This window comes from Pantoea sp. Cy-639, assembly GCF_011752525.1.
Lineage (GTDB): Bacteria > Pseudomonadota > Gammaproteobacteria > Pseudomonadales > Pseudomonadaceae > Aquipseudomonas.
Window position 1 is genome coordinate 42,839 of the sequence record NZ_VWXI01000013.1, and the last position, 12,516, is coordinate 55,354.

At 65.3% G+C, this 12,516-nt stretch carries 8 protein-coding genes; 4 read left to right on the plus strand and 4 right to left on the minus strand.

Features of this window, described 5'->3' with window-relative positions:
• The first annotated feature begins 79 nt into the window (after window positions 1-79).
• Window positions 80-778, plus strand: a complete 699-nt coding sequence (gene aqpZ / locus F3J43_RS16495; RefSeq protein WP_166888693.1) for an aquaporin Z — start codon at window positions 80-82, stop codon at window positions 776-778.
• A 57-nt stretch (window positions 779-835) separates the two neighbouring features.
• On the opposite strand, the gene guaD is transcribed toward aqpZ, so the two are convergent.
• The 4 genes from guaD to xdhA all read right to left on the minus strand — a co-directional run bounded on the left by guaD (window position 836) and on the right by xdhA (window position 6,935).
• A complete protein-coding gene (gene guaD / locus F3J43_RS16500; protein ID WP_166888697.1) occupies window positions 836-2,140 on the minus strand; it encodes a guanine deaminase in 1,305 nt (434 codons plus the stop codon).
• 10 nt (window positions 2,141-2,150) lie between these two features.
• Entirely contained in the window at window positions 2,151-2,996 is an 846-nt protein-coding gene (xdhC, locus tag F3J43_RS16505) for a xanthine dehydrogenase accessory protein XdhC (protein WP_166888700.1), read from the minus strand.
• A 92-nt stretch (window positions 2,997-3,088) separates the two neighbouring features.
• A complete protein-coding gene (gene xdhB, locus F3J43_RS16510) occupies window positions 3,089-5,488 on the minus strand; it encodes a xanthine dehydrogenase molybdopterin binding subunit (protein ID WP_166888703.1) in 2,400 nt (799 codons plus the stop codon).
• Window positions 5,481-6,935: a xanthine dehydrogenase small subunit gene (gene xdhA / locus F3J43_RS16515; protein WP_166888706.1), complete on the minus strand. Its 1,455-nt coding sequence runs from the start codon at window positions 6,933-6,935 to the stop codon at window positions 5,481-5,483. Before xdhA ends, xdhB begins: the two co-directional genes overlap by 8 nt.
• A 268-nt stretch (window positions 6,936-7,203) precedes the next feature.
• Here xdhA and F3J43_RS16520 point away from each other — a divergent pair, with 268 nt between their 5' ends.
• The 3 genes from F3J43_RS16520 (at window position 7,204) to zipA (ending at window position 12,461) form a co-directional block, all read left to right on the plus strand.
• A complete protein-coding gene (locus tag F3J43_RS16520) occupies window positions 7,204-7,863 on the plus strand; it encodes a GntR family transcriptional regulator (protein ID WP_166888709.1) in 660 nt (219 codons plus the stop codon).
• Window positions 7,864-7,866: 3 nt separating this feature from the next.
• A complete protein-coding gene (smc, locus tag F3J43_RS16525) occupies window positions 7,867-11,355 on the plus strand; it encodes a chromosome segregation protein SMC (protein ID WP_166888711.1) in 3,489 nt (1,162 codons plus the stop codon).
• A 206-nt stretch (window positions 11,356-11,561) separates the two neighbouring features.
• Entirely contained in the window at window positions 11,562-12,461 is a 900-nt protein-coding gene (gene zipA, locus F3J43_RS16530) for a cell division protein ZipA (RefSeq protein WP_166888715.1), read from the plus strand.
• The last annotated feature ends 55 nt before the right edge of the window (window positions 12,462-12,516 follow it).

Consider the following 12,516-nt stretch of genomic DNA (forward strand, 5'->3'; position numbering starts at 1 on the left):
AGATTTACTAGTTGCAAACCCCGAATTCCTGTAGTTGGGCTTGCGCAGTCGTTGCGTTCAACTACTTGAGGAATGGGTCATGTCTACATCTCTGGGTGTGCGCATGGGTGCCGAGCTGGTCGGTACCTTCTGGTTGGTGCTGGGGGGCTGCGGCAGTGCCGTGCTGGCCGCCAGTTCCCCGGTCGGTATCGGTGTGCTGGGGGTCGCCTTCGCCTTTGGCCTGACGGTGCTGACCATGGCGTTCGCCATCGGTCATATCTCTGGTTGCCATCTCAATCCCGCGGTGTCGTTCGGTCTGGTGGTGGGGGGGCGTTTCCCGGCGAAAGAGCTGCTGCCCTACGTGATCGCCCAAGTCATCGGGGCAATCCTGGCGGCAGCGGTGATCTACTTCATCGCCAGTGGCAAGGCCGGGTTCGAGCTGTCCAGCGGCCTGGCGTCGAACGGCTACGGCGAGCACTCGCCGGGCGGCTACAGCCTGGCGGCGGGATTCGTCAGTGAAGTGGTCATGACGGCGATGTTCCTGGTGGTGATCATGGGCGCCACTGACGTGCGTGCGCCGGCCGGGTTCGCGCCGATCGCCATCGGCCTGGCCCTGACCCTGATCCACCTGATCTCGATTCCGGTCACCAACACCTCGGTCAACCCGGCGCGCAGCACTGGGCCTGCGTTGTTCGTCGGCGGCTGGGCGTTACAGCAGCTGTGGCTGTTCTGGCTGGCGCCACTGATCGGAGCGGCGCTGGGTGGCGGGTTGTATCGCTGCCTGGCTAAACAGTCTTAGTTTCCGTCGTGGCGGCAGCCCGTTCCTTGGTCGTGGCGGGCTGCCCCCTCGGGCGGGTCAGCGCTGGTGTACTTGGCGACCGGCGGCGTAGGTCGCGCGTACGGTGCGGTCGTCACCCAGGGTGGTCAGCACGAACAGGGTTTCCTCGATGCTCTTCGACTGCTGCAGACGGTAGTCCAGCAGCGGCGTGGCCTTGTAGTCGAGCACCACGAAGTCGGCGTCGTTGCCCGGGCGCAGGCTGCCGATGCGGTCGTCCAGGCGCAGGGCACGGGCGCCGCCGAGGGTGGCCAGGTACAGCGATTTGTACGGGTGCAGGCGCGCGCCTTGCATCTGCATCACCTTGTACGCCTCGTTCAGGGTATTGAGCAGCGAGAAGCTGGTCCCGGCACCGACGTCGGTGCCCAGGCCTACGTTGACCTTGAAACGCTCGGCCTGGGGCAGGTTGAACAGGCCGCTGCCGAGGAACAGGTTGGAGGTCGGGCAGAACGCCACCGCCGAACCCGTCTGCGCCAGGCGCTGGCATTCCTCGTCGCACAGGTGCACGCCATGGGCGAACACCGAGCGCTCGCCGAGCAGCTCGAAGTGATCGTAGACGTCCAGGTAGCCCTTCTGCTCAGGGAACAGCGACTTGACCCAGTCGATCTCCTTGAGGTTCTCCGACAGGTGGGTGTGCAGGTACACGCCAGGGTGCTCCTTGAGCAGCTGGCCGGCCGCCGCCAGTTGTTGCGGCGTGCTGGTCGGCGCGAAGCGCGGGGTGACCGCGTAGTGCAGGCGGCCCTTGCCATGCCAGCGCTCGATCAATGCCTTGCTGTCGCGGTAGCTCGACTCGGCGGTGTCGGTCAGGTAGTCGGGGGCGTTGCGGTCCATCATCACCTTGCCGGCGATCAGGCACAGGTCCAGGCGCTGGGCTTGCTCGAACAGCGCCTCGACCGACTCGGGATGCACGCTGCCGAACACCAGGGCGGTGGTGGTGCCGTTGCGCAGCAGTTCCGTGAGGAAGATCTTCGCCACCTGGTCGGCGTGGGCCTTGTCGGCGAACTGTTTCTCGCAGGGGAAGGTATAGGTGTTCAGCCAGTCCAGCAGTTGCTCGCCGTAGGAGCCGATCATGCCGGTCTGCGGGAAGTGGATATGGGTGTCGATGAATCCCGGGGTGATCAGTGCGTCCGGGTAGTGCTCCACCGCGACGCCGTCGGCGAGGGTCGGCAGCAGCTCGCTGGCGTGGCCAAGGGCGCTGATGCGGCCATCGTCGACCACCAGCAGGCCGTCTTCATAGTATTCGCAGGACGCCTCCAGGCCGACCTCGGCAGGGTCGGCGATGCTGTGCAGGATGGCGGCTCGGTAGGCTTTGCAGGTTGCGCTCATGAGGCTCTCGTCAAATGGCTTGGCTGCGCCGGGAGGGCGGCAGCAACTGGGCGATGGGGCCTGAATTGGCGGCAGCGTCGTGCTGGCCGAAACAGGCGTTGTAGGTGGCGATGATTTCCGCGGCGATGGACACGGCGATCTCGATCGGCAGCTTGCCCTTGACCTCGGCCAGGCCCATCGGGCAGCGCATGCGCGCCATCAGTGCGTCGTCGAAGCCGCGCTCGCGCAGGCGATGTTCGAACTTGGCGCGCTTGGTCTTCGAGCCGATCAGGCCGAACCAGGTGAAATCATTGCGCTTGAGGATGGCGGCGGTCAGTTCCAGGTCAAGCTGGTGATTGTGGGTCATGACGATGCAGTAGCTGCCGGCGGGCAGGTCCGCGACTTCGTCGACCGGCTCCTCGCTGACGATCCTGCTCACCCCGTTGGGGATGAGGTCGGGGAATTCCTGCTCGCGCGAATCGATCCAGCGCACCCGGCAGGGCAGGGCGGCGAGCAAGGGTACCAGAGCCCGGCCGACATGGCCCGCGCCGAACACGGCTATCTGTGCCTGCACCCCGGTCATGGGCTCGAACAGCAGCACGGTGGCGCCGCCGCAGCACTGGCCGAGGCTGGCGCCGAGGCTGAAGCGCTCCAGATGTGGCGTGCCGCGGTGTTCCTCGAGCATCTGCCGGGCGATGTGCAGGGCCTTGTATTCCAGGTGGCCGCCGCCGATGGTGTCGTACAGCGCGCTGGCGCTGACCACCATCTTGGAGCCGGCGTTGCGCGGGGTCGAGCCGCGTTCCTCGATGATGGTCACCAGAACGCAGGGTTCGCCGCGGGCTTGATGCTCGGCGAGGGCGTTGATCCATTGGTGCATGGTATGAAACCTCGGCAAGTGCTGCCGTGGGAGCGGGCTTGACCCGCGACGATCGGCGTCCGATCGCGGGGCAAGCCCGCTCCCACATGCGGTTACTGATGGATGCTTTCCAGTTCCTGCTCGACCGGTTGCACAGTGGCCACTGCCTTGCGCATCTGCTCGCAACCCCACAGTACCCGCTCTGGCGTCGCGGGTGCGTCGATGTCTGGCTGCACGCGGTAGTCGGCGATGCTCGCCACCGCATCCTTGATAGCGCACCAGGCGGCGATCCCCAGCATGAACGGCGGTTCGCCCACGGCCTTGGAGTGGAACACGGTGTCCTCCGGGTTCTTGCGGTTCTCCACCAGCTTCACCCGCAGGTCCAGCGGCATGTCGGCGATGGCCGGGATCTTGTAGCTGGCCGGGCCGTTGGTCACCAGCTTGCCCTTGGCGTTCCACACCAGCTCCTCGGTGGTCAGCCAGCCCATGCCCTGGATGAAGCCGCCCTCCACCTGGCCGATGTCGATGGCCGGGTTCAGCGAGTCGCCGACGTCGTGCAGGATGTCGGCACGCAGCATCCTGTACTCGCCGGTCAGGGTATCGATGATCACCTCCACGCAGGCGGCGCCGAAGGCGTAGTAGTAGAACGGCCGGCCGCGAGCCTGGGTGCGGTCGTAGAAGATCTTCGGCGTACGGTAGAAACCGGTGGTCGACAGCGACACCTGGGCGAAGTAGGCCTGCTGCACCAGTTGCTCGAAGCTGACGATCTGCTCGCGCACGCGTACATGGCCGTTGCGGAACTCGACGTCTTCCTCGGTGACGTTGTAATGGCGCGCGGCGAACTCGACGAGGCGCTTCTTGAGGATCTCGGCGGCGTTCTGCGCGGCCTTGCCGTTCAGGTCGGCGCCGCTGGAGGCCGCGGTTGGCGAGGTGTTGGGCACCTTGTCGGTGTTGGTGGCGGTGATCTGGATACGTTCGAAGTCGACCTGGAACACCTGTGCCACCACCTGTGCCACCTTGGTATTCAGGCCCTGGCCCATCTCGGTGCCGCCATGGTTGAGGTGGATGCTGCCGTCGGTATAGATGTGGATCAGCGCGCCGGCCTGGTTGAGGAAGGTGGCGGTGAACGAGATGCCGAACTTCACCGGGGTCAGCGCCAGGCCCTTCTTCAGTACCGGGCTGTTGGCGTTGAAACGGCGGATCGATTCGCGGCGCTCGTGGTAGTCGCTGCTGGCCTCGAGGTCGGCGGTCAGTTCCTCGAGCAGGTTGTGCTCGATGGTCTGGTAGTAGTGGGTGACGTTGCGCTCGGTCTTGCCATAGTAGTTGGCCTTGCGCACCGCCAGCGGGTCCAGCGCCAGGTGGCGGGCGATATGGTCCATCACCTGTTCGATGGCGACCATTCCCTGTGGGCCGCCGAAGCCGCGGTAGGCGGTGTTGGAGGCGGTGTGGGTCTTGCAGCGGTGTCCGTGCACGGTGGCATCGCCCAGGTAGTAGGCGTTGTCGGCGTGGAACATGGCGCGGTCGACGATCGAGCCGGACAGGTCCGGCGAATAGCCGCAGTTGCCGGCCAGGTCGAAGTTGATGCCATGCAGGCGGCCGCTGTCGTCGAAGCCCACGTCGTACTCGACGTAGAACGGATGGCGCTTGCCGGTCATGGTCATGTCCTCGACCCGTGGCAGGCGCATCTTGGTCGGCTGGCCGGTCAGGCGCGCGATCACCGCGCACAGGCACGCCGGGCTGGCAGCCTGGGTTTCCTTGCCACCGAAGCCGCCACCCATGCGGCGCATGTCGACGACGATCTTGTGCATCGGCACGTCGAGCACCTCGGCCACCAGCTTCTGCACTTCGGTGGGGTTCTGCGTCGAACAGTAGACGATCATGCCGCCATCTTCGCTGGGCATCACCGAGCTGATCTGGGTCTCCAGGTAGAAATGCTCCTGGCCGCCGATGTGCAGGGTGCCCTGCAGGCGGTGCGGGGCGCTGGCCAGGGCGGCGGCCGAGTCGCCGCGCTGGTGAGTGTGGCTGTCGAGCACGAAGTGCTGCTTGCGCAGCGCTTCGACCACGTCGAGCACCGGCTCCAGGTCCTCGTACTCGACGATCGCGGCCATGGCCGCGCGGCGCGCGGTGTCCTGGTCGCGGGCGGCGACGGCGAGCACTGGCTGGCCGAAGAACTCGACCGTGTCGATGGCCAGCAGCGGGTCACCGGCGACCACCGGACCGATGTCCTTCAGGCCCGGGATGTCTTCGTGGGTGATGGCGATGCGCACGCCCTCGAACTGATAGCAGGGGCTGGTATCGATGCGCAGGATGCGCGCGTGGGCGCGGTCCGCGGTGCGTGCATAAACGTGCAACTGGTTGGGGAATTCGAGGCGATCGTCGATGTACACCGCCTCGCCGGCCACGTGCTTGTCGGCGCTATCGTGCTTGAGACTGCGACCGACCCCGGTGGTCAGGTCCTGGCTGAACAGTGCGGCCATCTCGGCCTGGCTCTTGACGGCGTGCTGGTTAGACATAAGCGGTCACCCGGGTTTCGATGTGCGGCGATTGCAGTTCGATGAAGTACTTGCGCAGCAGGTTCTGCGCGGTCAGCAGGCGGTATTCGCGGCTGGCGCGGAAGTCGCTGAGCGGGGTGAAGTCTTCGGCCAGGGCCTGGCAGGCGCGCTCGATGCTGGCCTGGTTCCACGCTTTGCCGCGCAGCGCTGCTTCGCAGGCACGGGCGCGCTTGGGAATCGCCGCCATGCCGCCGAAGGCGATGCGCACGCCGCTGACCACGCCGTTCTCGAGGCTCAGGTTGAACGCCGCGCACACGGCGGAAATATCGTCGTCCAGGCGCTTGGATACCTTGTAGGCACGGAACGTCCAGTCATTGCTGGCGCGCGGCACGAGGATCTTCTCGATGAACTCGCTGTCCTGGCGGGCGGTGATGCGGTAGTCGATGAAGTAGTCTTCCAGCGCCAGGGTGCGCTGGCGCTGGCCCTGGCGCAGGACGACCTGCGCGTCCAGGGCGATCAGCAGGGGGGGCGAGTCGCCGATCGGCGAGGCGTTGCCGATGTTGCCGCCGAGGGTGCCTTGGTTGCGGATTTGCAGCGAGGCGAAGCGGTGCAGCAGGGCGCCGAAGTCGGGGTATTCCTCGTTCAGCGCGGCGTAGCAGTCGGTCAATGGCGTGGCGGCACCGATCTCCAGGTGGCTGGCGCTGCGCTCGATGCGCTTGAGCTCGGCGACATGACCCACATAGATCATCACCGGCAAGGTGCGGTGGAACTGGGTGACCTCCAGCGCCAGGTCAGTGCCGCCGGCCAGCAGGCGGGCTTCGGGGTGCGAGCTGTAGAGGTCGGCCAGGTCGGCCACGGTCAGCGGCACCAGGCAGCGCTTGTCGCCACTGTTGAGCTCGCCGGTCTGCTGCGGGGCGATGGCCTTGAGGCGGGCGATGGTCTGTGCCTGCTGCGCGTCGAACTGGTCGCGGCAGGGCTGGGCGCAGCTCTGCGCGGCGGCATCGAGGATCGGCCGGTAGCCGGTGCAGCGGCACAGGTTGCCGGCCAAGGCTTCCTGGGCCTGGTGCAGGTCGTGGCCGCTGCTGTTCTTCTGCAGGGCGAACAGCGACATGACGAAGCCGGGGGTACAGAACCCGCATTGCGAGCCATGGCAGTCGGCCATGGCTTTCTGCACGCTGTGCAGCTCGCCGTCGTGCTTGAGACCTTCCACGCTGATCAGTTGCTTGCCATGCAGCGAGGAGACGAACGTCAGGCAGGAATTGAGACTTCGGTAACGGATGGCGTCGACGCCCTGGTCGTCCTGGACGAGCTCGCCGACCACCACGGTGCAGGCGCCGCAGTCACCGCTGGCGCAGCCTTCCTTGGTGCCGGGCTTGCCCAGGTGCTCGCGCAGGTACTGCAGCACCGTCATGTTCGGGTCCAGGGCGTGCTCGCTGTGCAGCGCCTGGTTGACGAGAAACTGGATCACGGGGAGGGCCTCGCAATGATTTTATTGTTGTTCGGGCGGACTCTAAGCAGGCTTGACCTGATGGTCAATAAATTTCTGACTCAAGGGTCAAGATTTTGCCCGAACGCTTTCCGGTCGCCTCGAAACGCCTTCTCCAAGCATAGTTCGCGCCGCCGTCGGTGGATGACCGACAGGTCGCATAAACCCTTGCGTGGCGCTGCGCGTGCACGGAGCAAGTGCGCTACAATCGCGCCCTTGTGCACTGCATTTCAGATCGCGAAGGAAAACCATGACGTTCAAGGCGCCGGACAGCCTCTCCGAGCAAATTGCCCATTACCTGGCCGAGCGGATCATCCGCGGCGAACTCGCACCCGGCGAGCGTATCCAGGAGCAGAAGGTCACCCAGGCCCTGAACGTCAGCCGCGGCTCGGTGCGCGAGGCGTTGCTGATCCTCGAGCGTCGTCACTTGATCGCCATCCTGCCGCGTCGCGGCGCCCATGTGACCGAGCTGGACGAGAACGGCGTACGCAGCCTGTGCACGCTGATGGGCGAGTTCTACATCCTGCTGGGCAACGCGGTGGCCCAGCACTGGCGCAGCGAAAGCGACTTGCGCCCGTTCCTGGAGATCCAGCAGCGTCTTGAACGCGCCCACGCCAGCCAGGACATCAAGAGTTTCGTCGCCGACAGCTTCGCGGTGATGCGCGCCGCCTATCCGTTCGCCAACAACCCTTACCTGCAGGAAACCGTCGAGAACCTGCAGCCGGCCATGAGCCGCGCCTATTACCTGGCCCTCGACCAGCGCCAGGCCAACATGGTCGATTACCTCAACCTGTTCGCCCGCCTGCTCGAGGCCGTGGTCGCCCGCGACCTGCCGCGCATCCGCGAGGTGCTCGCCGCCTACAGCCAGCGCAGTTGCGAGCTGGTGCTGGCGGCGCTGGCGCGGATCTGACCGATGCGCCTGAAGTGCATCCGCCTGGCCGGCTTCAAGTCGTTCGTCGACCCGACCACCGTCAATTTCCCCAGCAACATGGCGGCGGTGGTCGGCCCCAACGGCTGTGGCAAGTCCAACATCATCGACGCGGTGCGCTGGGTGATGGGCGAGAGTTCGGCGAAGAACCTGCGTGGCGAGTCGATGACCGACGTCATCTTCAACGGTTCCACCAGCCGCAAGCCGGTCAGTCAGGCCAGCATCGAGCTGGTGTTCGACAACAGCGACAACAGTCTGGTGGGGGAATACGCGGCCTACGCCGAGATCTCCATTCGGCGCAAGGTCACCCGCGACGGGCAGAACACCTATTACCTCAACGGCACCAAGTGCCGGCGCCGTGATATCACCGACATCTTCCTTGGTACCGGCCTGGGGCCGCGCAGCTACTCGATCATCGAGCAGGGGATGATCTCCAAGCTGATCGAGGCCAAGCCCGAGGAACTGCGCAACTTCATCGAGGAAGCGGCGGGCATCTCCAAGTACAAGGAGCGCCGCCGCGAGACCGAGAACCGCATTCGCCGCACCCAGGAAAACCTGGCGCGCCTGACCGACCTGCGCGAAGAACTCGAGCGTCAGCTCGAACGCCTGCATCGCCAGGCCCAGGCCGCCGAGAAATACCGCGAGTACAAGGCCGAGGAACGTCAGCTCAAGGCGCGCCTGTCGGCCCTGCGCTGGCGCGAACTGGACGAGCGCGTGCGCCAGCGCGAGACGGTCATCGGCGACCAGGAGATCGCCTTCGAGGCCCTGGTGGCCGAGCAGCGCAACGCCGACGCCAGCATCGAGCGCCTGCGCGATGGTCACCACGAACTGTCCGAGCGTTTCAACCAGGTGCAGGGCCGCTTCTATTCGGTGGCCGGCGACATTGCCCGGGTCGAGCAGAGCATCCAGCACGGCCAGCAGCGCCTGCGCCAGTTGCAGGACGACCTGAAGGAGGCCGAGCGCACGCGCCTGGAAACCGAATCGCACCTGGGCCATGACCGCACCTTGCTGGCCACCCTGGGCGAGGAGTTGGCGATGCTCGAGCCCGAGCAGGAGCTGACCCTGGCCGCCGCCGAGGAGGCCGCCGCGACTCTGGAGGAAGCCGAGCTGGGCATGCAGGGCTGGCAGGAGCAGTGGGACCAGTTCAACACCCGCTCGGCCGAGCCGCGCCGCCAGGCCGAGGTGCAGCAGACGCGACTGGCCCAGTTGGAGGCCAGCCTGGAGCGTCTTGCCGAGCGCCAGCGCAAGCTGGGCGAGGAGCGCGACCAGTTGGGCACCGATCCGCAGGATGGCGAGACCGAAAGCCTCGGCGAGCAGTTGGCCGGCAGCGAGCAGTTGTTGGAAGACCTGCAGTTGCAGGAGCAGCAGGTCATCGGGCAGCTCGAGACCTTGCGTGATCAGTTGCAGCAATCCGCCCAGGCCCAGCAGCAGCAACAAGGCGACCTGCAGCGCCTGGGCGGCCGCCTGGCCTCCCTCGAAGCCTTGCAGCAGGCTGCTCTCGAGCCGGGTGGCGGTAGCAGCGAATGGCTGCGCGCGCAGGGGTTGGAGCAGCGTCCGCGTCTGGCCGAGGGGTTGCGTGTCGAGCCGGGTTGGGAACTGGCGGTGGAGACGGTGCTGGGTGCCGACCTGCAAGCCGTGTTGCTCGAGGGCTTCGACAGCCTCGACTTCAGCACCCTGGAACAAGGCGAGCTGCGCCTGTTGCTGGGTGCCGGCGAAGGCGCACGCCTGCCAGGTAGCTTGCTCGACAAGGTCGAGGGCCGCACCGACCTGTCGCCCTGGCTGGGCCAGGTCAAGCCGGTGGAAAGCCTGGAGCAGGCACTGGCCTTGCGCACAGGCCTTGCCGAGGGCCAGAGCCTGGTCAGTCGTGACGGCTATTGGGTCGGCCGGCACTTCCTGCGCATCAGTCGTGGCGGTGAGGCCCAGGGGGGCGTGCTGGCCCGGGGGCAGGAAATCGAACGCCTGGGCCAGGAGCAACTGGAGCAGGAGGCGGCCCTCGAGCAACTGGACGAGCAACTGCAGCGCCTGCGTGAGCAGCAGCTCGACCTTGAGGAGCGGCGTGAGCAGTTGCGCCGTCGCAGCCAGGAAGAGAGTCGCCAGCATGGCGAGCTCAAAGCCCGCCTGTCGGCTGGTCGTGCCCGTGCCGAACAGCTCGAGTTGCGGCGCCGCCGTTTGCAGGAAGAACTGGCCGAGCTGCAGGAGCAGCGCGCCGTGGAGCACGAACAACTGGGCGAAGCGCGCCTGCTGTTGCAGGAGGCCCTCGAGCTGATGGCCCAGGACACCGAGCAGCGCGAGCAATTGATGGCCCGTCGCGACACCCTGCGCGAGGGGCTCGACCGCATCCGCCAGGAGGCCCGCCAGCACAAGGATCACGGCCACCAATTGGCCGTGCGCCTGGGCTCCCTGCGTGCCCAGCACGATTCCACCCGCCAGGCGCTGGAGCGTCTGGAGCAGCAGGCAGCGCGCCTGAGCGAGCGCCAGGAGCAGTTGAACCTGAACCTGGAGGAGGGCGAGGCGCCGCTGGAAGAGCTGCGCCTGAAGCTCGAGGAGTTGCTCGAGCGGCGCATGAGCGTCGACGAGGAAATGCGCCAGGCCCGCTTGCACATGGACGAAGCCGATCGCGCGCTGCGCGACGCCGAGAAACGCCGGACCCAGGCCGAGCAGCAGGCCCAGTTGTTGCGTGGTCAGCTGGAGCAGCAGCGCCTGGAGTCCCAGGGCCTGGACGTACGTCGCAAGACTTTGCAGGAACAATTGCTGGCGGACGGCTACGATCTTCAGGGCGTGCTCGCCACGCTGGAGGCCGAAGCCAGCGAGCAAGGCACCGAACAGGCTTTGGAGCAGCTCGAAGCGCGGATCCAGCGCCTGGGCGCAATCAACCTGGCGGCCATCGAGGAATATGAACAGCAGTCCGAGCGCAAGCGTTACCTGGATGCCCAGGACGCCGACCTGGTCGAGGCGCTGGAGACCCTGGAAAACGTCATCCGCAAGATCGACAAGGAAACCCGCAACCGCTTCAAGGATACCTTTGATCAGATAAATGCCGGATTACAGGCACTTTTCCCAAAAGTTTTCGGTGGTGGCAGCGCTTATCTGGAACTGACGGGCGAAGATCTACTCGATACAGGGGTGACCATCATGGCGCGTCCACCGGGCAAGAAGAACAGCACCATCCATCTGCTGTCCGGTGGCGAGAAGGCGTTGACCGCCCTGGCTTTGGTGTTCGCCATCTTCAAGTTGAATCCGGCGCCGTTCTGCATGCTCGACGAAGTCGATGCGCCGCTGGACGACGCCAACGTCGGGCGGTACGCCCGTCTGGTCAAGGAAATGAGCGAGAGTGTGCAGTTCATCTACATCACCCATAACAAGATCGCCATGGAAATGGCCGATCAATTGATGGGCGTGACCATGCATGAACCGGGCTGTTCACGTCTTGTTGCAGTTGATGTGGAGGAGGCGATGGCCATGGTCGACGCCTGATGAGCGGGAATCGGGCGTGAACCTGCGGGTAAAAGCCCCTGGCAGGTGCGACAGACGGTGTAAAGTTGCCTTTGGTCGTGCTAGCTTAATGTCACTTGTTTTTTGCGTGGGTAAAACGCCTGTCAGAACATAGAGTTGGCGCCACGTGTTAAAGGCCTTTGAAGCCTTTGTTTTCAAGCATATTTTTTATAGAGGCACGGGATTACATGGAAATCGGTCTGCGCGAGTGGCTGATCGTCATCGGCATCATTGTCATCGCCGGTATTCTTTTCGACGGCTGGCGCCGCATGCGCGGCGGCAAGGGCAAGTTGAAGTTCCGTCTGGATCGCAGTTACGCCAATGTGCCGGACGACGAAGGCAGCGCCGAGGTGCTCGGCCCTGCACGTGTGCTGGAAACGCACCATAAAGAGCCCGAGCTGGACGAGTCCGACCTGCCCTCGCTGAGCGCGCCGGCACGTGAGCGGGAGCGTGAGCGCGAAACCAAGCCGGCCAAGGCATCCAAGCGTGGCAAGCGCAACAACAGCCACAACGAGCCGCAGCAGGGCGACCTCAATCTGGCCGCGCAAAGCCGTGAGCCCGATCTGTTCGCCGACAGTGACGAAGAGCTGGTTGTCGACAACAAGCGCGAGACGGGTTTCGCCTCGTCGGGCAATGCCGTGAAGGAACTGCCGCCGGCCGAAGAAGTGCTGGTCATCAGCGTCATCTCCCGTGACGAAGGTGGCTTCAAGGGGCCTGCGTTGCTGCAGAACATTCTCGAAAGCGGCCTGCGCTTCGGCGAGATGGACATCTTCCACCGTCACGAAAGCATGGCCGGCCACGGCGAGGTACTGTTCTCCATGGCCAACGCGGTCAAGCCGGGGGTGTTCGACCTGGACGACATCGATCACTTCAGCACCCGCGCGGTCAGTTTCTTCCTTGGCCTGCCAGGGCCGCGGCATCCGAAACAGGCTTTCGACGTGATGGTCGCCGCCGCCCGCAAGCTCGCCCACGAGCTCGACGGTGAGCTCAAGGACGACCAGCGCAGCGTGCTGACCGCCCAGACCATCGAGCACTACCGTCAGCGTATCGTCGAGTTCGAGCGCCGCGCGCTCACCCAGAAGCGCTGATGTACCCGAGCGAGTGGGCCCTGCCTCGGTCCACTTCGCGATGATTCAAGCAAAA